The sequence below is a fragment of the Chromobacterium sp. CV08 genome (assembly GCF_051129845.1).
Taxonomy (GTDB): Bacteria; Pseudomonadota; Gammaproteobacteria; order Burkholderiales; family Chromobacteriaceae; genus Chromobacterium.
The window spans coordinates 299,877-322,364 of sequence record NZ_CP150453.1; the positions used below are offsets into that span (position 1 = coordinate 299,877).

Annotated in this window: 17 protein-coding genes; 10 read left to right on the forward strand and 7 right to left on the reverse strand. The window is 67.3% G+C overall.

Going from position 1 to position 22,488, the window contains the following annotated elements:
* The first annotated feature begins 3 nt into the window (after positions 1-3).
* A complete protein-coding gene (locus tag WNM05_RS01435; RefSeq protein ID WP_434631875.1) occupies positions 4-1,905 on the forward strand; it encodes a bifunctional diguanylate cyclase/phosphodiesterase in 1,902 nt (633 codons plus the stop codon).
* Positions 1,906-1,981: 76 nt separating this feature from the next.
* On the opposite strand, the gene WNM05_RS01440 is transcribed toward WNM05_RS01435, so the two are convergent.
* Together WNM05_RS01440 and WNM05_RS01445 are read right to left on the reverse strand one after the other, a co-directional pair.
* Complete coding sequence (locus WNM05_RS01440; RefSeq protein ID WP_434631877.1) at positions 1,982-3,166, reverse strand: tetratricopeptide repeat protein; 1,185 nt, start codon at positions 3,164-3,166, stop codon at positions 1,982-1,984.
* Between the two features lie 77 nt (positions 3,167-3,243).
* Complete coding sequence (locus WNM05_RS01445; protein WP_434631879.1) at positions 3,244-7,995, reverse strand: retention module-containing protein; 4,752 nt, start codon at positions 7,993-7,995, stop codon at positions 3,244-3,246.
* Positions 7,996-8,234: 239 nt separating this feature from the next.
* Here WNM05_RS01445 and WNM05_RS01450 point away from each other — a divergent pair, with 239 nt between their 5' ends.
* The 4 genes from WNM05_RS01450 (at position 8,235) to WNM05_RS01465 (ending at position 11,455) form a co-directional block, all read left to right on the forward strand.
* A complete protein-coding gene (locus tag WNM05_RS01450) occupies positions 8,235-8,537 on the forward strand; it encodes a hypothetical protein (protein WP_434631881.1) in 303 nt (100 codons plus the stop codon).
* 182 nt (positions 8,538-8,719) lie between these two features.
* Positions 8,720-8,914 carry a hypothetical protein gene (locus WNM05_RS01455; RefSeq protein ID WP_434631883.1) on the forward strand — a complete coding sequence of 65 codons (195 nt, stop codon included), beginning with the start codon at positions 8,720-8,722 and terminating at the stop codon, positions 8,912-8,914.
* Complete coding sequence (locus WNM05_RS01460; protein WP_434631885.1) at positions 8,908-9,405, forward strand: GNAT family N-acetyltransferase; 498 nt, start codon at positions 8,908-8,910, stop codon at positions 9,403-9,405. The genes WNM05_RS01455 and WNM05_RS01460 overlap by 7 nt, the downstream gene beginning before the upstream one ends.
* 175 nt (positions 9,406-9,580) lie before the next feature.
* Positions 9,581-11,455: a M3 family metallopeptidase gene (locus WNM05_RS01465; protein ID WP_434631886.1), complete on the forward strand. Its 1,875-nt coding sequence runs from the start codon at positions 9,581-9,583 to the stop codon at positions 11,453-11,455.
* A 64-nt stretch (positions 11,456-11,519) separates the two neighbouring features.
* Here the strand turns inward: WNM05_RS01465 and WNM05_RS01470 are convergent, their stop codons facing one another.
* The 5 genes from WNM05_RS01470 to WNM05_RS01490 form a co-directional block, all read right to left on the reverse strand.
* Positions 11,520-13,004, reverse strand: coding sequence for a hypothetical protein (locus WNM05_RS01470; RefSeq protein ID WP_434631888.1), 1,485 nt, complete (start codon positions 13,002-13,004; stop codon positions 11,520-11,522).
* A 16-nt stretch (positions 13,005-13,020) separates the two neighbouring features.
* A complete protein-coding gene (locus WNM05_RS01475; protein ID WP_434631890.1) occupies positions 13,021-13,539 on the reverse strand; it encodes a hypothetical protein in 519 nt (172 codons plus the stop codon).
* A 109-nt stretch (positions 13,540-13,648) separates the two neighbouring features.
* Positions 13,649-14,197, reverse strand: a complete 549-nt coding sequence (locus tag WNM05_RS01480) for a hypothetical protein (protein ID WP_434631892.1) — start codon at positions 14,195-14,197, stop codon at positions 13,649-13,651.
* A gap of 73 nt (positions 14,198-14,270) precedes the next feature.
* Positions 14,271-15,122, reverse strand: coding sequence for a D-hexose-6-phosphate mutarotase (locus WNM05_RS01485; RefSeq protein WP_434631893.1), 852 nt, complete (start codon positions 15,120-15,122; stop codon positions 14,271-14,273).
* A gap of 67 nt (positions 15,123-15,189) precedes the next feature.
* Positions 15,190-15,630: a DUF962 domain-containing protein gene (locus WNM05_RS01490; RefSeq protein ID WP_434631895.1), complete on the reverse strand. Its 441-nt coding sequence runs from the start codon at positions 15,628-15,630 to the stop codon at positions 15,190-15,192.
* 88 nt (positions 15,631-15,718) lie between these two features.
* Between WNM05_RS01490 and hutC the strand changes: the two genes are divergently transcribed.
* From hutC to hutH, 5 genes are all read left to right on the forward strand, one after another.
* Positions 15,719-16,435: a histidine utilization repressor gene (gene hutC / locus WNM05_RS01495; protein WP_434631897.1), complete on the forward strand. Its 717-nt coding sequence runs from the start codon at positions 15,719-15,721 to the stop codon at positions 16,433-16,435.
* A 181-nt stretch (positions 16,436-16,616) separates the two neighbouring features.
* Positions 16,617-17,858 carry an imidazolonepropionase gene (gene hutI, locus WNM05_RS01500; RefSeq protein WP_434631899.1) on the forward strand — a complete coding sequence of 414 codons (1,242 nt, stop codon included), beginning with the start codon at positions 16,617-16,619 and terminating at the stop codon, positions 17,856-17,858.
* 70 nt (positions 17,859-17,928) lie between these two features.
* Positions 17,929-18,849 carry a formimidoylglutamase gene (gene hutG / locus WNM05_RS01505; RefSeq protein ID WP_434631901.1) on the forward strand — a complete coding sequence of 307 codons (921 nt, stop codon included), beginning with the start codon at positions 17,929-17,931 and terminating at the stop codon, positions 18,847-18,849.
* Positions 18,850-18,885: 36 nt separating this feature from the next.
* Entirely contained in the window at positions 18,886-20,556 is a 1,671-nt protein-coding gene (gene hutU, locus WNM05_RS01510; protein WP_434631903.1) for a urocanate hydratase, read from the forward strand.
* Between the two features lie 103 nt (positions 20,557-20,659).
* Positions 20,660-22,192 carry a histidine ammonia-lyase gene (gene hutH / locus WNM05_RS01515; RefSeq protein WP_434631905.1) on the forward strand — a complete coding sequence of 511 codons (1,533 nt, stop codon included), beginning with the start codon at positions 20,660-20,662 and terminating at the stop codon, positions 22,190-22,192.
* The last annotated feature ends 296 nt before the right edge of the window (positions 22,193-22,488 follow it).

Here is a 22,488-nt window from a genome sequence, read left to right on the forward strand (position 1 = left end):
GCGATGAAAAACCTTTCCCTGATCCAGCGGCTCTGGTTGTTGCTGGTGCTGCTGGTGGTCTTGTCTCTGAGCGGGGCCTTGCTGGCCGATTTATACAATGCCCGCCGTTATTTGGAACAGCAGCTGAGTGGCCAGAACGCCAATACCGCCAATTCGCTGGCCTTGATGATCACCCAGCACCAGGCCGATAAGGCGATGGCGGAAACGCTGATCAATGCCACTTTCGACCAGGGGTATTTTCACCACATCCGCTGGCGCGGCGCGGACGGCAAGGTGCTGGTGGACCGTGTGAACCAGGCAGCGTTTCCCGCCGCGCCGGAGTGGTTCCGGGCCTTGCTGCCGCTGTCTCCGCAGCCGGGGAACGCGCTGGTGACCGCCGGCTGGCTGCAGGCCGGCGAGATCCGGGTGGAGGCCGCGCTGGGCTATGCTTACGAATCGTTGTGGCAGAGCGCCTTGCAGACCATGATGTGGCTGCTGGGCGCCGGTTTGCTGGCCGGCCTGCTGGGTTCCATCGACATCTTCAAGCTGCGGCGAGATCTGCAGCGCGTGGTGAGCCAGGCGAGCGCGATCAGCGAGCGCCGCTTTCAGAGTATGACCGAGCCCAAGGTGCCGGAGCTGGCGCGGGTGGTGCTGGCCATGAACCACATGGTCGAGAGGTTGCAGTCCTATCTGGGAGAGCAGTCGGACGAGGTGGAGCAGCTGCGGCGCGAGCGCCATACCGATCCGGTGACCGGTCTGCCCAACCGCGAAGCGCTGGAGCAGGCAGTGTCCAGCACGCTGGCCGAGGAGGAGGATGTCCGCGGCTGCCTGCTGCTGCTGAGGCTGGCCGGACTGGCGGAACTGAACCAGCGGCTGGGCGGCGAGGGCGCGGACGCATTGCTGATCCGCCTGGCGGCGGACCTCGAAGACCTGGCCTCACGGCGCAAGGGCTGGATGGCGGCCCGCTTGCGCGGCGCCGATTTCGCCGTGTTCTGCCCGGAGCTGGACATGGACGGCGGCCGGCAACTGGCGGCGACGCTGTGCGAGCAACTGGCCTTGTACCGGCAGATGGGCTTGAGCGACCGGGACGGCATCGGCCATATCGGCGTGTGCGGCGTCGTTCCGCGCGACACGCCGGGCGGCCTGCTGGCGCGTGCCAGCCAGGCGCTGGCCCAGGCCGAGGCGGCCGGCGACAACGAATGGCGGCTGGACGACGGCGCCGGACCGGACATCGGCAGCGAGCGCGACTGGCGGCAGCTGATCGAGCGCAGCTGCCTCGAGCGCAGCCTGCGCTTGCGCTGGTTCCCGGTGCTGGACGCGCAGCGCGCGACGCTATGGCAGGAGGGCATGCTGTACCGTCCGGCCACCGCGGACGAGCCGGCGATCAACGCCTTGCGGCTGGTGTCCCACAGCCTGCGCTTGGGCTTGAGCCATCTGGCCGACCTGGAGGCGCTGCGGCTGGCGTTGGCGGACGCGCCGGGCGCGGCGCTGGCGGTGAATATGTCGCCGGCCTCGTTGGCGGCCAGGGGTTTCCAGTGGCAGGTGATGGCGATGCTGGGCGGCAGCCGGACGACGGTGTCGTTCGAGTTCGACGAAGCGGGGCTGGACGAGCACTGGGACGCCTTCCTGGCCTTCGGCGAGGCGGTGAAGGGCGCCGGCCACCGGCTGGCGGTGGAAATCCGCGGCCATCGGCTGGAGCTGGTGGCGCGGCTGAACCAGGCCGGCATCGACTACCTGGTGCTGGACGGCGCGCTGACGCGCGGCATCCACCAGGACGAAGGCAGGCAGGTGCTGGTGAAGGGCGTCCAGCGGATGACGTCGTTGATGGGCGCCAAGCTGGTGGCCAAGGGCGTGGCCAGCGAGGAGGACGCCAGGCAATTGCTTGAACTGCGTGTCGATGGCCTGACCGGGCCCGCCATCCGCTGAGCCGAGGGCCGATGCCCGGAGGCGGGAAGGGCGGGCCTATATCGGGCGCTGCCTCGGAAAAATCGTATGTCGGCTTTCAGGCGAGCGCGAGGCTGGGCAGCTTGCCTATCCATGCCGCCAGCCGCCTCTCCTGTCCGGCGCGTTGACTGGCGAAGACATCCTGGCCCACATGGAGGGTGCCTTCCGGCTGCGGGCCCGGCCAGGGTCGGGCGGCATGGGACGCGAAGCAGCGGTCGTGCACCATGCAGCTGGGGCGGATATAAGCCCAGACCCTGTCCCGCAAGAACCATTGATCGACGTTGGGCGTTTCCATATGCCCCGAGCGGTAGTCGGCCAGCAGCGTGTCCAGCGGCGGCAGCGCGCCGGCGACGCCGCCCCACATGCCGGCCAGGATCAGGTCGGTATGCGTCCACCAGTCCCGCATCACATGGAACCAGCAATCGGATGCCAGCCATTCGTCGACTGCCAGCTTCTCGCGCGGACCGATGACGGAGTCGGCGTCCCGCACCAGGAAGCGGCCCACTTGCGGGTCGTTGGCCGCCTGGAAGCGCCAGGTCAGTCGTTGGCGCAGGCTTTGCCCCGGCGCTTGCAGCGCCAGCTCGCAGCCCAGTGCGGCCAGTTCGCGCCGGACCTCTTCCGGCACCGTCTCATCCAGATAAAAGCGCGCCCGCCAGCCGGGGTAGACATGGGGCGTCGCCAGCGCGTTGTCGATGGCGCCGCGCAGGTAGCGAGGGTTGCTGCCCCACAATGAAAAGGCGATGACCTGGCTTTTCCCCGCGGCGAAGGCCGCCGGATCGGCACCGGGCAGCCGCCAGCCGGCGGGCGCCGCGCCATGTCGGCTGTCCGACAGCGCCAGCGAGCGGGAACCGGCTTCCGCCGCTTCCTGCTGGCGGCCCAGCCTGTGTAGGCAGGTGCAGAGCGTGGCGTGCACCAGGGCGTCGTCGGGGTCGTGCGCGAGGTAGGCTTGCAGCGTCGGAATGGCCTGATCGTATTGTTGGCTTCGGGCCAGGGAAACGCCCAGATTGAGCAGGACTTCCCGGTGGTCGGGATAGTCGGGGCGCACCTGGGCCAGCGCCTGGGCGGCGGCGTGGTATTGGCCGGCGAGGAACAGGTAGTAGGCCAGTTGCAGTACCAGGTCCACCGGCTTCTTGCGGCCGTGGCGGTTCACGGCCGCCAGCGTCAGGGCGACGGCCTCCTGCGGATTGCCGGCTAGCCAGTTGGCGTGGGCGCCGGCGTCCCAAGTTGCGGGTGCTGCTGTCATGGCTTTGTCCCTGGTCGGCGATGGTCAAAAGCCCCCCGCGGAGGGCGGGGGGCGTGGCGCGGCGATTGAGCCAGACCTTACTCCGTATGTTGCTGGCCGTGGTTCAGCAGGTTTTTCAGCACCTGCGCGTCGCTGAGCGCGATGGCATGCGTCAGGTCGGCGCTGGCCAATGCTTGAGCCGCCGGCGCGCCAGGGCTGGAGTGGCGGGTGTCCGCCGCCGCGTCCGCGCCTTCCTTGTGCGCGTTCAGATAGCTGTCCAGGCTGGCCGCGCGGTGGCCGCCTTCCGGCAGCAAGTCCTTCAGGTCCAACGCGCTCTTATCGCCCCGCTGGCTGTGATCGGCCACCTCGTTTCTAGCCGGCTCCGGCTTGGCGGCGGCGTTTGGCTCGCCCAGCGTCCACTTGAAGGTGTCGATGCCGGTGCCGCCGCGAGTCCCGGCCTCGGCGGCCGCCGGGTGGTGGCTGTCCGGCGCGGCGTGGCTGGCGCGGCTATCGGCGATGTGCGGCGTATCGTGGGCGATGGGCGAGCTTGGTTTGTCGCCGGCAGGTTCGACGGCGGCCTTCTGCGCGCCATAGACGATGTTGGGCTCATGGCTGGCCGCGCCGTGCGGATGGCTCTCCGCGGCGGCGACTTCTCCGGCGCCCGCCTTGGCGTGCCCGGCGGTGGCGGCGGCATTGTTGGTTTCACGTGAAACCGCGTCGGCATGATGGGAAGTCGCCGTCTTGTCCGGCGTGGCGGCATCGAGTTTGGCACTGAGGAGTTCGGAGCGAGTGGGTTGGCTTTCGGCTACGACGTCCTGGCTGGCATAACTGTTTGTTGCGAGTTGGGTCACGCCTTTAATGGTAATTGTCAGTGATTCGGAGGCAGTACCGTCTTTCGACATAACAGTATATTCGTAGATTATGTTTTTTTGGCCAGTGTAATTATGGGCATTGTCATTCAATGTGAAGGTCCAATCGCCGGTATTTTTGTTGAAGTCGAAAGTGCCATATGTTTCAACTTGATGGATGTCCGAGGCAAAAACCGCTTCACCTTTATCAACATCAGTGATCGTAAGTGTATTGCCGATTGAGTTGGCTTTTGTATTTGTGGCTTGGGCTGTGACCCCGGTGATTTCGGCGGCATCATTAACACCGTGGATGGTGACGGTAATGTCGTGGGTGGAGCCATCTATGCCGTAAACGGTGAAGGTATCGTAACGGGTTGCTCCCTGGCCTAGTTCCTGGACCCCTGGCAGGTTATTGACGACGCTGTAGTTCCAGTTGCCGCTGGCGTCGATGGTGAGCGAGCCAAGATTGCCGGCCTGGCTGACGACATGGGTGGGGTCGAAGGCGGGATGATCGTGTTGGTCGACATCGGTGATGGTCAGCGTGCCGGAGCACACTTGATTGATGGGGGGGGTGGTATCTGTAGGGTTGAGTTTCTGGTCCTCGGTGACATCGCCCGTGTCTTTGCCGCCAATGACGGAGAGGTCGTTGGTGCCGACGACGGTGACGGTAACGGTGGAGGTGGTGCCATCGATGCTCTTGACGACGAAGGTCTCGAGATGGGACTCGCCTTCGCTGAGCGCCTGGACGATGGGGTCGCTGTTGTTGAGGTTGTAATGCCAGTTGCCGTTGGCGTCGATGCTGAAGGTGCCATAGGTGCCGGCGGTGTTGGTCTGGGTTTGGAAGAAGGACTGTCCGGCATCGGGGTCGGTGATGTGAAGCGTGCCCTGGGCGGTGACGGTGGTGTCTTCCTTGACGGTGCCGGCGCCGGTGTCGATCACCGCGACGTCGTTGGTGCCGACGACGGTGACGGTAACGGTGGAGGTGGTGCCGTCGATGCTCTTGACGACGAAGGTCTCGATATGGGACTCGCCTTCGTTGAGGGCCTGGACGATGGGGTCGCTGTTGTTGAGGTTGTAATGCCAGTTGCCGTTGGCGTCGATGCTGAACTTGCCGTAGGTGCCGGCGATGTCGGTCTGGGTCTGGAAGAAGGCCTGTCCGGCATCGGGGTCGGTGATGTGAAGCGTGCCCTGGGCGGTGACGGTGGTGTCTTCCTTGACGGTGCCGGCTCCGGTGTCGATCACCGCGACGTCATTGGTGCCGACGACGGTGACGGTGACGGTGGAGGTGGTGCCGTCGACGCTCTTGACGACGAAGGTCTCGATATGGGACTCGCCCTCACCCAGCGCCTGGACGATGGGGTCGCTGTTGTTGAGGTTGTAATGCCAGTTGCCGTTGGCGTCGATGCTGAAGGTGCCATAGGTGCCGGTGGTGTCGGTCTGGGTCTGGAAGTGGGCCTGTCCGGCATCGGGGTCGGTGATGTGGAGCGTGCCCTGGGCGGTGAGGGTAGTGTCTTCCTTGACGGTGCCGGCTCCGGTGTCGATCACCGCGACGTCATTGGTGCCGACGACGGTGACGGTGACGGTGGAGGTGGTGCCGTCGACGCTCTTGACGATGAAGGTTTCGATATGGGACTCGCCCTCACCCAGCGCCTGGACGATGGGGGCGCTGTTGTTGAGGTTGTAATGCCAGTTGCCGTTGGCGTCGATGCTGAAGGTGCCATAGGTGCCGGCGGTGTCGGTCTGGGTCTGGAAGAAGGCCTGTCCGGTGTCGACGTCGGTGATGTCGAGCTTGCCCTGGGTGGTGAGGACGGTGTCTTCCTTCACCTCTCCGTGCCCATCGTTTTGTGTGTGGGGGGTGATCACCGCGGCGTCGTTGGTGCCGAGGATGGTCACTGTGACGGTGGAGGTGGTGCCGTCCGCGCTCTTGACGATGAAGGATTCGATGCGGGACTCGCCCTGGTTGAGCGCCTGGACGGCGGGGTCGCTGTTGTTGAGGTTGTACTTCCAGTTGCCGCTGGCGTCGATGCTGAACGTGCCGTAGGTGCCGGCGGTGTTGGTCTGGGCCTGGAAGTACGATTGTCCTTGATCGACATCCTTGACTATCAGTGTGTCGCCGATCTGCAGGATTTTGTCCTCGATCACGGTGCCGCGGTCGGTGCCGCCGATCACGGCGGCATCGTTGGTGCCCAGCACATGGATGGTGACCACGGAGGTGGCGGAGCCGTCCTTGGACGTGACGGTGAATTGCAGCGGGACGGTGTCGCCCTCGCCCAGCGCCTGCACCTTGGCGCTGCCGTTGTTGATGGTGAAGGTCCAGGTGCCGTCGGCATTGGCTTGGAAGGTGCCGTAGTCGGTGACTTGTTGCGAGGGCTGCAGTTGGGCCTGGCCCTGATCGATGTCGACGACGGTCAGCTTGCCGCTGGCCACCGTTTGGGCCGGGGTGTCTTCCTTGACGGTCCCGTTGCCGACGTCGCCGGCGCCATGGCCGATATCGGCCGGGTCGTTGACGCCGTTGATGACGACGATGACGTTGTGGGCGGTGCCGTCCTGCGAGTAGACGGTGAATGTCTCGGTGCGGGTGTCGCCCTGTCCCAGGTATTGGACTTTGGCGTTGTCGACGCTGTAGTGCCAGCTGCCGTCGGCGTTGATGGTGAGGGTGCCGAGATTGCCGGCCTGGCTGTCCACGCGCGCGGTATTGAACACCGCCTGGCCTTGGTCGGGATCGACGATATTGAGCTTGTCGCGGTAGTCCAGCGTGTTGCTTGTCGAGACGTTTTGGTCCTCGGTGACGTTGCCGTTGCCGCCGGTGATGATGGCCGGATCATCCTTGCCCTGGATGGTGACGGTGACGGTATGGGTGGTGCCGTCCAGCGACTGGATGGTGAAGGTGCGGTCGAAGCGGTCGGCATTGGTGAGCGCCTGGGCCTTGGCGTTGTCCAGGGTGAAGGTCCATTGGCCGGTGGCGCTGTCGAAATGGAAGGTGCCGTAGTCCACCTTGATGTCGGCCTGCGGCTGGAAGCCGGCCTCGCCCGGATCCGGGTCCTTGACGACCAGCGTGCCGCTGACCTGGGTGATATCGTCTTCGACCACGACGCCGTGATCGGTGCCGCCTATCGCGGCGGGATCGCCAACCGGAGTGACGCCGACATTGACGGTGACGGTGGCGGTGCCGCCGCGGCCGTCGTTGACGGTGACGGTGAATTTGTCGCTGCCGTTGTAGTCCTGCCCCGGCGTGTAGGTCCAGCTGCCATTGGGATTGACGACGACCACGCCGTGGGCGGGGTCGGAGCCTTTGACGAAGGTGAGCGGATCGCCGTCGGGGTCGCTGGCGGTCAGCGTGCCGCTGACCGGGGTGTCTTCCTTGGTGGTGACGTTCAGATCGCTGCCCAGCGGCGCGCCGTTGGCGGCGGTGAAGAACGGCGGAGAGTCCGGTGTTTCATTGGCGGCGGCTTGAGCGGTCGGGACTCCCGCAGTCGCCGTCGGAGCGGCTTCCAATTGCAGGCCAGTCAGGCTTTCCGAGATGCGGCCGATGCGGATGAAGGAGTGACCGCTGTTTTCTCCACCAGGGTCGTTCAGACCGGCCGCGGCGGGGTCGAGATTGTCGAAGGGATTGGCGTTGGGGCCTGGGTTGGGATTGTCCAGCGCGGCGAGAATCTGTTGGGCTTCCGGCGTCAGCGGGGCGATGGAGGCTTCGGTGACGTCGGCGTGCTGCGCGCGCAGCACATCTTCGGTCAGCGTCACCCGGCGGGTGCCGTCAACATGCAGCATCTGGCCGTCGGTCCGGCTGATGTCGATGGCGGCGCCGTTTTCCAGTTGAAGCTGCTCGCCGGGAAGCAGGATATCGCCCACTCTCAACAGGCGTGCTTTGCCGTCGATACCGATTGCCTTGACGCTGCCTTGCAGCGTGAGGATGTGTCCTTCAGTGCTGGTGGCCATGGTGAGGCTCCTGAGTGGCAGTTTGCCGACCCCCGCAGAATAGTGAGGCATGGTCCACAGAGACATTGTACCGAAGCGCTATGAAATCGATGCTTTTTGAATTTTGTCTGACAATGTTCTTTGCGGCTAACGGTTGCATAGATCATTCGCATGGATACAGGACTGGCACTTTGTACAGGTTTGGCTATAAACCGCATAACAGGGGGAGTGAGGCGCCAAAATCGCGGGAGGAGGCAGGCGCTGGATAATGTCTGACAGACTGGGCCATCCCGCGGCGCCGCTGTCATCGTCGCGGGGAATTCGTCATGGAACTCTATCTGCTCTGCCTGGTTTTCTTTCTGACCGACATCGGCGCCCGGCTGGCGCTGCGCACCCGCTCCTGGCGCGCGGTGGAACTGACCCTGGTAGCCGGCTTGTTGCTGGCTTGGCTGTTGTATCCCCATTTGAGCGAGTGGGCGGTGCCGTGGATGCCGCTGAGCGGCGGCATGCTGTTGTACGCGGTGATGGTCGGTCTGCAGTTGGGGCTGATGGATGCCGCGCTGCGCACGGGATTCGGCCGCTGGCGCGCGGCGCACGCGCCGGTCAGGCAGATGCGCCGCCGGTGGTGAGCCCGCGGTCCTTGCCGCCCTATGCTTGACGAATGGCTATCGGCGGGAGCAGACTTCGCGCTCCCGCCGCCCGGCACGCTGAAACGCGATGCGCAATGCGCGCGGGAATGTATCGGAGCCGCCGCGCCGCCCGGCGCGATCGTCTCCTCGCTCTTTCATCGTTCTTTACAGGTACCGCCATCATGGCATCGATCTTTATCCTGTCGCGCCACCTGCTGCGCGACATGCTCGGCGACGAGCATCTTCATCATTCATCAATGCTTTCCTCCGCCATGCCGCCGCACGCGTGCCCGGCTGCCGGCTCGGCCGCCGACCGGCGCCGTCTCCTCGAAGACGGACTGGCGCGGCTGCGGCTGGAAAAGGCGGGCGCATGCTGAGCGCGGCCTTGCGAAGTGAGCGCTTGCGGCTGCGGGATTTCCTGCCGACCGACCATGACGCCTATCTGGCGGCGCGCCGCGGCGCCGCCTTCGGCCGCCATGCCCGGCCCGAGCAGCGGAGCGACGATTTCAGCGCCGGCCTGCTCGCGCGCTTTATCGAACAGCAGCGGCAGACGCCGCGCCGGGACTGGCAGCTGGCCGTTGTCCGAGCCGACGACGGCGCGCTGATCGGCTCGGTCGGCCTGCGTGGCGCGGCCGGCGGCGAAGCCGAGTTCGGCATCGAGCTGGACGAGACGGTGTGGCGCCACGGCTACGCGGCCGAGGCGGCGGGGCTGATGCTGGCCTTCGGCCGCGAGAGGCTAAGTTGCCGCCGTTTCCACGCCCGCTGCGCGCCCGGCAATGTGGCGATGCTGGCGCTGGCGATGCGGCTGGGCTTCGAGATGCAGCCGCTGCGCGACGGCGGACGCCTGGATCTGCTGCTGGCCGCCTGAGCGTGGCAGCCTTTCTGTTTACTCATGGATCGAGTGCGGCTGTCGAGTCGATAAGCACTGAAAAATCTTGACCTTTCTAGTACGATGGAATGAGACTTGCTCATCCGTACTGGCGAGGATACGCCGGTCGAAACCATGCCGCCGGCAGAGCGGCGACACCCCGGGAGAAATGGGAATGACTGCATTGGCAGCGCTGCGCGCCGAGTTCGACGCGCTCAACCACGATTATCTGGCGATACACAAAGCCAAGGAAGATCTGTTCTGGGACACCTATATGGCGGTGTCCGACGACGACGCCGGCTTTGCCCGCGCCGAGGCCGCGTTCAAGGACTTCATCTCCAGCCCGACGCGGCTGGCGCGGGTGAAGGCCGCGCAGGAAGCGCTGCAGGCGCTGCCGGCCGACGCCGAGCGCGACGCGCTGCTGCACGGTTTCAACGGCTGGCGCGCGCTGTTCGACAGCAACATCATCGAGAGCGACGAGGCGCGTCGGCTGATGACCGAGCTGGTGGAGCTGGAGTCCGAGCTGTTCTCCAAGCGTCGCGGCTACAAGATGCTGCACATCAACGACGACGGCCGGCGGGAAGAGGCGACGCTGAGCATGTTGGCCACCAATATGGGCACCAACCGCGACGAGGCGGCGCGTCAGAGTTCGCACGACGCACTGATGGGCCTGGAGCGCTGGGTGCTGGACAACGGCTTCCTCGCCATCGTGCATAAGCGCAACGAGTTCGCCCGCAGCCTGGGCTACGCCGACTACTTCGAGTACAAGGTGAAGAAAAACGAGCAGATGACGCCGGATCAGCTGTTCGAGATTCTGGACGATTTCGAGGCGCGCACGCGCGACGCCAACCAGCGCGCGCTGGACCAGCTGCGGGCGAAGCACGGCGACGACGCGTTGAAGGCCCACAATCTGCGCTTCCACATGAGCGGCGACGTCACCCGCCAGATCGATCCCTATCTGCCGTTCGCCAAGGCGGTGGAGCGCTGGGTGCTGAGCTTCCGCCGGCTGGGCATACAGTATCGCGGCGCGACGATGCAGCTGGACCTGGTCGAGCGGCAGGGCAAGTACCAGAACGGCTTCTGCCATGGTCCTATCCCGTCCTTCTTCGATGGCGACGCCTGGGTGGCCGGCCAGATCAACTTCACCGCCGACGCCAAGCCGGACCAGGTGGGCAGCGGCGCGCGCGCAATCAACACGCTGTTCCACGAAGGCGGCCACGCCGCCCATTTCGCCAACGTCACACAGAATTCGCCGTGTTTCTCGCAGGAGTTCGCGCCGACGTCGATGGCCTACGCCGAAACCCAGAGCATGTTCTGCGACAGCCTGCTGGACGACGCCGACTGGCTGAAGCGCTACGCGCGCAACGGCAAGGGCGAGACGATTCCGGACGCGCTGATCCGCGCCCGCATCGAGGCGACGCAGCCGTTTGCCGCCTACGCCGAGCGCTCGATCGCCGTCGTCGCCTATTTCGAGCGCGCGCTGTACGCGTTGCCGGAGGACGAGCTGAGCGCCGAGCGCGTGTTGCAGCTGGCCCGCGACAGCGAGCGGCGCATCCTGGGCATCGCGGTCAGCCCGCGTCCGCTGCTGGCGATCCCGCACCTGCTGAACCAGGAATCGGCCGCCGCCTACCACGGCTATCTGCTGGCCAATATGGCGGTCTACCAGACCCGCGCCCATTTCCTGAAGGAATACGGCTATCTGACCGACAACCCGGCCATCGGCCCGAAGCTGGCCGAGCACTATTGGGGCCCGGGCAACAGCATCAACCACAACGCGACGCTGCTGAGCCTGACCGGCGAGCCGTTCAACGCCCGCTATCTGGCCGACAGCTGCAACCAGAGCGCCGACGAGGCCTGGGCCGAGGCGCAGCGGCTGATCGCCGACGCCGCCGCCCGCGACTACCCGGAACGGTATCCGGACGCGCTGGACGCGCATATCCGCCTGGTGCACGGCGCGGAGCTGATCGCCGACAACGGCGACGGCGACGCGGCGATGTTCGATCGCTTCGAGAGCTGGGTGGCCGCGCACTATCCGGCCAGCGTGCACTGAGCGCCGCGCGGAAATGAGAAACGGCCGGGACATCCCGGCCGTTTTCGCGTCCGCCGTCCGGCGGCTACATCGCCAGCCCGGCGGCCGACTTGCGCGTCAGCCGCTGCGCCTCTTCCGGCGCGCCGGCCAGCGCCTGCAAGGCCTGGACGGCGCCCTGGCGCAAGGCGTCGGCCAGGTTCAGCGTCAGGCTGGCCTGCGGTTGCGCCGGATCGGCCGGCAGCAGGCTGATCCGGCTCTGCCGGTCGTGCAACATCGCGAAACCGGCCTGGCGCAGGCCCTGGCGCCAGCCGGCTTCGGCCAGCGTCGCGCCGAGGGCCTCGCGCTGCGAGGCGGGCAGCGGCAGCTTCTCGCGCTGGCACATCTGCTCCACCGCCGCGCGCGCGCCGTCCAGCAGCGACTGCTTGGCCGGGCTGAGCGCGGCGGTGGCCGGCGCAGCCGTCTGCGGGAAGGCGACGCGGCTGACCGTGCCCTCGAAGTAGTCGCGTATCGTCATCGTGCCCCGCGGGCCGTCGGGACCGCGGCTTTGCGCCAGTTCCACCAGCTTGCCGGAGAAGTCGTTGAAGCGGGTGGTGGTGACGCCGTCGGCGATGCGGACCTCCGCCTGGCGCGCCACCTGCTCGGTGCGGCGCGCCACCCGGTCCTGCTCGTAGCTGCCGTAGGTGCTCCAGATGGTCTGGCCGTACTGGTTGACGCCCTCGTCGTGCACCAGCGCCGGCTGGCGGGCGTCGAAGCGCCGCTGCGGCGGGACGTCGGCCACCGGTACGCCGGCCTTCTGCAGGAAGGCGGTGCCGGCCTGCAGCGTCAGGCCGGCCAGGCCGTTGTCGTAGCCGCCGCCGACGTCGCAGTGGTTGCCGGGGAAGTTGAAGTTGAGCGCGCCGGCCTGGCCGGAGAAGTCGGCCGCCTTGAACAGGGTGCGGTATTCGTTTTCGGCGCGCAGGATCAGCAGGTTGCGGCTGTTCGGCGGGAAGGCCATATTGCCGGACATGCCGGTCATCACCGGATCGTACAGCGCCGCGGCGGACAGGCCGAGCTGACCCGGCGGCACCAGCATGCGGCCGCTGGCCGGGTCGCTGAGGCCGCGCTCGAACAATAGCTGGGCGAATACCGAGGCGGCGTCGTTGCCGCGGCTGAACGCGGCGGCGGCCACGGCGACGCTGCCGCCGGGATGGTCGTGCAGCCAGGCGACGGCCTTGTGCTGGAAGTCGTCGTAGGCCAGCTTGGCGGTCCGGACCGCCTCGGCGGTGACCACCGGCGGCAGGAAGGAGGAGCCGGGCAGCGTCGGCCCGGTGCCGGGGCCGGGAAAATAGGCGGCGGCGAGCGCCGGATTGCCGGCCGCCGCGGTCACGGCCTGCTGGTACAGCTGGGCGGCGTTGGTGCTCTGCATGCCGCGCGACAGGTGGTCCTTGTCGTTGGCGGTGCCGTCGAAGGCGGCGAAATACACGAATTGGCCCGCGGTCACGGCGGGTTGCGCCGCGCGGGCGATGGTCTCGGCGCGGGCGCGCGCCTGCCGCGTCTCGTCCGCGCTCAGCTGTCCGACGATTCTGGTCATCGCGATCCCCTAGGACTCAGCGCCGCGTCAGCGGATAGATGGCGTAGCGCTGAAAGCCGGCCTCGCCGTCGGTCTGCAGCGTGCTGAACAGATAGAGCGGGGCGGTGCCGGCCGGCAGTCCGCTCAGCGCGCACGCCAGCATATAGCCGGCTTGCGGCGAGTTCAGGTCCCAGCAGCGGGCGATCGCCGGTTGGGCGGCCAGCACCGTCCCGAGCTTGTCCTGCGCCTCGGCCAGATCGGGCGCGGCCGGGCGTTCGGCGCGGTGTTCGCGTGCGTAGCGCAGCGCGGCGGCGGCTTCGCCGACGTCGGCGAGCGGCCGGACCTGATCCAGCGGCTGCCGCTGAGGCTGGCTGGGGGCGCCGGGAGCGTCGAACGTCGTGATCAGCGCGCAGTGGGCGTCGTCGCGGCAGGACAGCCGTAGCTGCAGGCTGTTGCCGGCTTGGCCTATGCTGGCCTGGTAGTCGCCGGCGAGGCCGGTTGCGCCGGCCTGGGCCGCGCCGGCGAGGAACAACAGGGGAAACAGGAGTCTGCGCATGGTTTTTCCTTGTGGGGAGGCCGTCGCGACGCGGACGGCGGGCACGGGAAAAGCATACGCGGGCGCCGGTGGCGGCCACAAATGACCGGGGCCGTCCCGGCGGGGCGGCTTATTGCTGGCGGTAGATCAAGCGGCCTTCGAGCAGCAGCTCGCTGGGCGTCAGCGTCAGATTGTGGCCGGGGGCGGCGCGGTCGAAGACGAAGCGCTGGCCCTGGTATTCGATCCAGGCGCAGATCGGTTCGCCCTGGAAGCGGCCCAGGATTTCGTCGGAACGGACCACGTCGGCGTCGGCCGGCAGCATCAGTCCCTGAGGCGTTTCCGTCTGCTCCACGTCCCAGTTGTCGTTGCCCGCCGGCTGCGGATCGTGGCGGGTGGCGGAACGCAGCCACAGCCGGAATATCCACAGCGGCAGCAGCACCCGGTGCACGCGCTTGTCGTCGGTGATGACGCAGGCCACCGGAAAGCGCTGGCCGCATTGCGGGCAGCAGGCTTCGGCCGACAGGAAGATCTTGCCCTGCATCAGGCTGGCGAGACCGTCCATGTGCTCGGCGCCCACCATCGTGCGGCACTGCGGGCAGTGCTTGCCGAATCGGCGCACGCTGTTGCCGTTGGCAAAGGTGAGCGGAAGGAAGCGGGAAATCTTGTCGGGTCGTGCCATTGCTGCGATATCCGGTAGCCAGGAGGGGCCGCCGGCTTGTCGATGCCCGGCGGCGAGAGTCAGATTATAACCGCTAGCCGCGACGAGAGAAACGCAGCCGGCATGCCAGCGTGTGGACGGCGCCGGGCGCCAGCAGGCGCGCGTCGTCGCCGGCGTTGGCGGTTTCCACGCAGACGAAGCGCCGCCAGTCCCCGTCTGGCAGATCGGCCAGCCGCGCCGCCTTGACCGGAGCCGGATTCCAGATGACGGTGCTGGCGGAGCCTTCCGGCCGGACGACGATGTCGCGTGTCCAGCCGGCGTCGCGCAGCGTCGCCGCGCGGTCGGCGTACACGATCAGGTCCACTTCGCCGTCGAAGCGGAACGGCCCGTCCGGCAGTGCTGTCGGGGCGTCGGCCACCTTGTCGCGCGCCGGGGCGCCTCCCAGGCCCAGCAGCTCGACGCTGTCGAGGTCGGACACCGCGAAATAGCTGTGCAGCGCGGCGCCGACGGTCTGCGCGGCGTCGCCGCGGTTGACGGTGTCCAGCGCGATGTCGACGCCGTCCGGGCCGATGCGGAAGCGCAGCGAGGCGGCCAGGCCCTCATGGAGCGGACCGTCCAGTTCCACGTGGAACACCGCGCCGTCGCGGCCGGCCTCGCGCAGCGTCCAGAGCCGCTGGCGGGCGACGCCATGCGCCGGCTGGCCGGGATCTGACGGATGCGGGCCGAACCACGGCCAGCACACCGGCACGCCGCCGCGTATCGCCTTACCCGGCTGATACGCGCTTTGCGGCGACAGATAGAACAGCGGCGGCTCGCCGTCGCGGCGGTAGTCGATCAGCTGGCCGCCCAGCAGGGCGATGCGGGCGGAGAAGCCGTCGCCGGCCAGCAGAATCTCTTCGACGCCGGGCGCCAGTTCGGAAAGGCTCATGCCTTGCGGATCGGACATCGTGCGCTCCATCGGGACAGGAAAAAGCCCGATGATAGCGCGAGCCCGGCGCGCCGTGGGTCGGCGCTCAGTCCATCAGGCCCAGCCGCCGCCACAGCGAGCGCAGCGTCCACAACGGGCCGACCAGCAGGAACTGCAGGTCCTCGGTAAACGACGGCTTCCTGCCTTCGCGCGCGTGGCCGACGAATTGGCCGACCCAGGCCAGCGCGAACACCAGCAGCGAGGCGATGCCCAGCGGCAGGCCCTGGCTCTGGGCGATGGTCAGCAAGAGCAGCGCCAGGCCGCCCAGCATCGCCATCACCAACGCCGCCGGCCGTGACAGCCGCCAATACCAGGCCACCGCGGCCAGTGCCGCCAGCCAGGCCCAGGGCAGCGGGCCGGGCAGCGTGACCAGCATGCCCAGCAGAGACAGCGCGATCAGCGGGACGCACAGCTTGTGCATCGCGATATTGAACGGGTGGCGGTGGCTTTCGTCGTAGGCCGCCAGCCATTGCGGCAGGGTCATCATGGTTTCGCCTCCCTTTATCTGCGCTGGATCAGTCAGCGCGACGGCCGCTCGCGTTACAATCGGCCATTCCCTCGTCAATGGAGCCACGGTGTCAGACGCCCCGCAACCCCGCTACCAGCGCATCAAGGACTACATTCTGTCCGGCATCCGCGACCGTCATTTCCTGCCCGGCTGCAAGATTCCGCCGGAACTGGAGCTGGCGCGCCAGTTCGGCGTGTCGAGGATGACGGTCAACAAGGCGGTGCGCGATCTGGCCGAGGCCGGCATCCTGCTGCGCTTCGCCGGCGACGGCACCTATGTGGCGGAGCGCAAGGCGGAGTCGCCGCTGCTGGACATCAACAATATCGCCGCCGAAATCGAGGCCCGCGGCCACCGCCACACCGCCCAGGTCATCGTGCTGGAGTCGGTGCCGGCCAGCGAGGAGGTGGCGCTGCGGCTCAGCATGCGCGCCGGCGGCCCGGTCTACCACTCGCTGATCGTCCATTGCGAGGACGAGGTGCCGATCCAGCTGGAGGACCGCTACGTCAACCCGGCCTTCGCGCCCGACTACCTGCGGCAGGACTTCTCCGAGCGCACGCCCAACGACTACCTGATGCAGAGCTGCCCGCTCACCGATATCGAGCATAGCGTGGAAGCGGTGCTGCCGGGGGCGGTCGAGCAGACGCTCTTGGGCATCGCCGCCGCCGAGCCCTGCCTGCTGGTGCTGCGACGCACCTGGTCGCACAAGAAGCTGGTCAGCTTCGCCCGGCTGACGCATCCGGGCCTGCGCTACAAGCTGCGTTCGCAGACGCGGGTCAAGAAGTAATCTGTATATACAATTAAGCGAACTTTCCGCTGTCGAGACGGCCGCCTTCCGGGCGGCCGTTTTTATTGCCCTGCAGCATCAATAGCTTGAATCCCCCGCCATTCCCGGCTATTTCGCCGCCTGCTTGACAAGCTCAGACCATGGGCGTAATTGTATATACAAATATCCGCACAGGACTGTCATGAACGCCGCCTCTTCGCACCGCCCCAGCCTGTGGCTGAACGCCAGGCTAGCCACCATGGATCCGACTCATCCGGCGCCGTACGGCGCGCTGGAAGGCCATGCGCTCTTGTTGCGCGACGGCCACATCGAGGCGGTGCTGCCGCAGGACGGCGTCGACGTCGCCGCTTTCGACGGCGAGGTGTTCGACCTGCAGGGCCGCTGGATCACGCCGGGCTTCATCGACTGCCACACCCACCTGGTGTATGGCGGTAGCCGCGCCGCCGAGTGGGAAAAGCGGCTCTCCGGCGTGCCCTACCAGCAGATCGCCGCCGAGGGCGGCGGCATCGTCTCCACCGTCCGTGCCACGCGCTGGCTGGACGAGGAGGAACTGGCGCTGGCCAGCCTGCCCCGGCTGAAGGCCTTGATGGCCGACGGCGTGACCACGGTGGAGATCAAGTCCGGCTACGGCCTGACCCAGGCCGACGAGCTGAAGCAGTTGGCCGCCGCGCGGCGGCTGGAGGCGTCGCTGCCGGTGGAAGTGGCGACGACGCTGCTGGCCGCGCATGCGCTGCCGCCGGAATACGCCGGCGACGCCGACGGCTACATCGACCTGGTCGTCGAATCCATCGTGCCGGTGGCGGCGCGGGCGGGACTTGCCGAGGCGGTGGACGCCTTCTGCGAATCGGTGGGCTTCACGCCGGCGCAGACCCGCCGCGTGTTCGAGGCCGCCCGCGCGCACGGCCTGAAAGTGAAGGGCCATGTCGAGCAGCTGTCCAACCTCCACGGCGCGGCGCTGGTGGCCGAGTTCGGCGGCCTGTCGGCCGACCACATCGAATACCTGGACGACGCCGGCGTCGAGGCCCTGCGGCGCGCCGGCACCGTCGCGGTGCTGCTGCCCGGCGCCTTCTATTTCCTGCGCGAGACGCAGAAACCGCCGGTGGACAAGCTGCGCGCCGCCGGCGTGGCGATGGCGGTATCCACCGATCTGAATCCCGGCACCAGCCCGTTCGCGTCGATCCGCCTGGCGATGAACCAGGCCTGCGTGCTGTTCGGCCTGACGCCGGAAGAGGCGCTGGCCGGCGTCACCCGCCACGCGGCGCGGGCGCTGGGCCGCGGCGACACCCATGGCCGCCTGGCCGCCGGCTGCGTCGCCGACCTCTTGGTCTGGGACATAGACCACCCGGCCGAGCTGGCCTACAGCGTCGGCGTGCCGCTGTTGAAGCAGCGCGTGTTCCGCGGCGCGGCGCAATCTATCGACTGATTACCGTCCGGACCGCCGGACGCCAGCGCGCTTCCGGCCGGATCGGCGACAAAGGAAGCATATGGTGGACATGAAGATCTGGACCGGCCGCATCGACGCGGCCGAAGGCGAGGCGGCCAGGCGCTGGCACCAGGCGGTGCAGGCCCTGCCCGAGGCCGGCGCGCCCGGCATCGCCATCATCGGTTTCGCCTGCGACGAGGGCGTGCGCCGCAACCAGGGCCGCGTCGGCGCGGCCGGCGGCCCGCAGGCGCTGCGCAAGGCGCTGGCCAACCTGGCCTGGCACCCGACCTTGCCCTTGTACGACGCCGGCGACGTGGCCTGCGCCGACGGCGACCTGGACGCCGCGCAGCGGCGCCTCGGCGAGCGCGTGGCGCAGGTCATCGCCGCCGGCCATCTGCCGCTGGTGCTGGGCGGCGGCCACGAAACCGCCTACGGCCACTGGCTGGGCCTGTCGGCCGCGCATCCGGACAAGCGCATAGGCGTGATCAATTTCGACGCCCATTTCGACCTGCGCGAGGCTCCCGAGGCCACCAGCGGCACGCCGTTCGCGCAGATCGCCGCCGACTGCGCCCGCCACGGCCGCGTGTTCCGCTACCTGTGCCTGGGCGTGGCCGAAACCGCCAACACCCAGGCGCTGTTCGACACCGCCCGGCGCTTGGGCGCCGAATGGCGGCTGGACACCGACATGAACGGCTGGCAGCTGGCCGATATCCGCGGCCAGCTGGCCGACTTCCTCGACAGCGTCGACGCCGTCTATCTGACCATAGACCTGGATGTATTGCCGGCGGCGCAGATGCCGGCGGTGTCGGCCCCGGCCGGCTACGGCGTCGACATCGCCGTGGTGGAGGCCTTGGTGTCCCGCATCGCCAAGAGCGGCAAGCTCGCCGGCGCCGACCTGGTGGAATTCAATCCCGCATTCGATATCGACAGCCACGGCGCCAAGGCGGCGGCGCGGCTGGCCTGGAGCCTGAGCCGCCACCTGCGCCGCTGACGATCGCGCGATTCAAGGAAAACAGAGGAGAGAACCATGACCGACCCGCGTTTTGACGCTTCCCGCCACATCCGCGCGCCGCGCGGCAACCAGCTGACATGTAAAAGCTGGCTGACCGAAGCCGCCTACCGGATGATCCAGAACAATCTGGACGCCGAAGTGGCCGAGCATCCGCAAAGCCTGGTGGTGTACGGCGGCATCGGCCGCGCCGCCCGCAACTGGGAGTGCTACGACAAGATCCTGGAAACCCTGCAGCGGCTGGAGGACGACGAAACGCTGCTGGTGCAGTCCGGCAAGCCGGTCGGCGTGTTCAAGACCCACGAGAACGCGCCGCGGGTGCTGATCGCCAACTCCAATCTGGTGCCGCACTGGGCCAATTGGGAACACTTCAACGAGCTCGATAAGAAGGGCCTGATGATGTACGGCCAGATGACGGCCGGCTCCTGGATCTACATCGGCTCGCAAGGCATCGTCCAGGGGACGTACGAAACCTTCTTCGCCGTCGCCAACCAGCATTTCGGCGGCAAGCCGCAAGGCCGTTGGATCCTGACCGGCGGCCTGGGCGGCATGGGCGGCGCCCAGCCGCTGGCCGCCACCATGGCAGGTTTTTCCATGATCGCCGTCGAATGCGACGAAACCCGTATCGATTTCCGTCTGAAAACCCGTTACGTCGACCGCAAGGCCACCACGCTGGACGAGGCCTTGGCCATCGTCGAGGATGCCAAGCAGTCGGGCAAGGCGGTGTCGGTGGGCCTGCTCGGCAACGCCGCCGACGTGTTCGCCGAACTGGTGGCGCGCGGCATCACCCCGGACGTGGTCACCGACCAGACCTCGGCCCACGACCCGGTGCACGGCTATCTGCCGCAGGGCTGGACCGTGGCCCAGTGGCGCGACAAGCAGAAGACCGCCGCCGCCGAGATCACCGCCGCCGCCAAAAAGTCGATGGCCGTGCAGGTGCGCGCCATGCTGACCCTGCAGGAACGCGGCGCGGCCACGCTGGACTACGGCAACAACATCCGCCAGATGGCGCTGGAAGAGGGCGTAGAGAACGCCTTCGACTTCCCCGGCTTCGTCCCGGCCTATGTGCGCCCGCTGTTCTGCGAAGGCATCGGCCCCTTCCGCTGGGTGGCGCTGTCCGGCGATCCGGAAGACATCTACAAGACCGATCAGAAGGTGAAGGAGCTGATCCCGGACGATCCGCACCTGCACAACTGGCTGGACATGGCCAAGGAGCGCATCGCCTTCCAGGGCCTGCCGGCGCGCATCTGCTGGGTGGGCCTGAAAGACCGCGCCCGCCTGGGCCAGGCGTTCAACGAAATGGTGAAGAACGGCGAACTGAAGGCGCCCATCGTCATCGGCCGCGACCATCTGGACTCCGGCTCCGTCGCCTCGCCTAACCGCGAGACGGAATCGATGAAGGATGGTTCCGACGCGGTGTCCGACTGGCCGCTGCTCAACGCCTTGCTCAACACCGCCGGCGGCGCCACCTGGGTCTCGCTGCACCATGGTGGCGGCGTCGGCATGGGCTTCAGCCAGCATTCCGGCGTGGTCATCGTCTGCGACGGGACGGATGCCGCGTCCGAACGCCTGGGCCGCGTGCTGCGTAACGATCCGGGTACCGGCGTGATGCGCCACGCCGACGCCGGTTACGACATCGCGGTGAACTGCGCCAAAGAGCAGGGCCTGGACCTGCCGATGCTGAAATAAGCGCGATGAGGCGGGGAGCCGACAGGTTCTTCCGCCTGTACGTATTGCCGCAATAACGAGATACGCAAGCAACAGAACAAAGAAGCAAGAGAGATTAGAAGCCATGAGCATCCTCAACATCGTACCGGGCCGGCTGACGCTGGCCGAACTGCGCCGCGTTTCACGTGAAACCGGCCTGCAATTGAAGATCGATCCGTCCGCCTACGCGGAGATCGACGCCTCCGCCGCCACCGTCGCGCGCGTGTTGTCCGAAGGCCGTACCGTCTACGGCATCAACACCGGCTTCGGCCTGCTGGCCAGCACCAAGATCGCGCCGGAGGAGTTGGAGTTGCTGCAGCGTTCCATCGTGCTGTCGCACGCCGCCGGCATCGGCGCGCCGATGGACGACAGCACCGTGCGCCTGGTGATGGCGCTGAAGATCAACTCGCTGGCGCGCGGCTTCTCCGGCATCCGCCGCGAAGTGATAGACGCGCTGGTCACGCTGTTCAACCGCCAGATCTATCCGGTGATCCCGCAGAAAGGCTCGGTCGGCGCGTCCGGCGATCTGGCGCCGCTGTCGCATATGAGCGCGGTGTTGATAGGCGAGGGCGAGGCTTTCGTCGACGGCGTGCGCGTGCCGGGCGCAGTGGCGATGCGTTCCGCCGGCCTGGAACCGATCACGCTGGCGCCTAAGGAAGGCCTGGCCCTGCTGAACGGCACCCAGGCATCCACCGCCTTCGCGCTGGAGGGCCTGTTCGCCGCCGAGGACCTGTACGTGTCGGCCACCGTGGCCGGCAGCCTGTCGGTGGAGGCCGCGCTGGGCAGCCGCACCCCGTTCGACGCGCGCATCCACGAAGTGCGCGGCCACCAGGGCCAGATCGACGCCGCCCGGATGTACCGCGACTTGCTGGCGCATAGCCAGATCGAGCAGTCGCATGAAAACTGCGGCAAGGTGCAGGACCCGTACAGCCTGCGCTGCCAGCCGCAGGTGATGGGCGCCTGCCTGACCCAGATCCGCCAGGCGGCAGAGGTGCTGCGCGTCGAGGCCAACGCGGTGTCCGACAACCCGCTGGTCTTCGCCGGCGACAACGACATCCTGTCCGGCGGCAACTTCCACGCCGAGCCGGTGGCCTTCGCCGCCGACAATCTGGCGCTGGCCATCGCCGAAATCGGCTCCTTGTCCGAACGCCGGATGGCGTTGCTGATAGACAGCAATCTGTCCAAGTTGCCGCCGTTCCTGGTCAACAACGGCGGCGTCAATTCCGGCTTCATGATCGCCCAGGTGACGTCGGCCGCGCTGGCCAGCGAGAACAAGTCGCTGGCCCACCCGGCCTCGGTGGACAGCCTGCCCACCAGCGCCAACCAGGAAGACCACGTGTCGATGGCCACTTTCGCCGGCCGCCGCCTGCGCGACATGGCCGGCAACACCGCCGGCATCCTGGCGGTGGAGCTCTTGGCCGCCTGCCAGGGCATAGACTTCCGCGCGCCGAACCGGTCCAGCGACAAGCTGGAAGCGGCCAAGGGCATGTTGCGGGAGCTGGTGCCGTTCTACGACAAGGACCGCTACTTCGCGCCGGACATCGAGAAGGCGGCCGTGCTGGTGGCCAGCGGCCGCTTCAACGGTTTGATAGGCGGCGGAGCGCTGCCGTCGGTGTGAGGCCGGGACCGAGGCGTAGGGTGCGTCACCCCGCAGGGGCGACGCACCGCCAAGCGGTGAAAGCGAGGGCAGGCCGGATGGCTTGCCCTTTTCCTTTGGAGCTTGTGAAGGGAGGGTCGGTCTGGTGGTCATGTGTCCGCTGCGCCGATGAATGATTTTCATGCCGGGCCGCGGCGATTCGCCATACCCGTTCCTTCATCTCGATGTCATCGGCGGGGCTTATCCTTCCGACTGGATGCAAGAACCTGTTCATCGTCTTTGTGTAAGCGTCTCGGGGCAGGTTTTCCGCGCCTTGC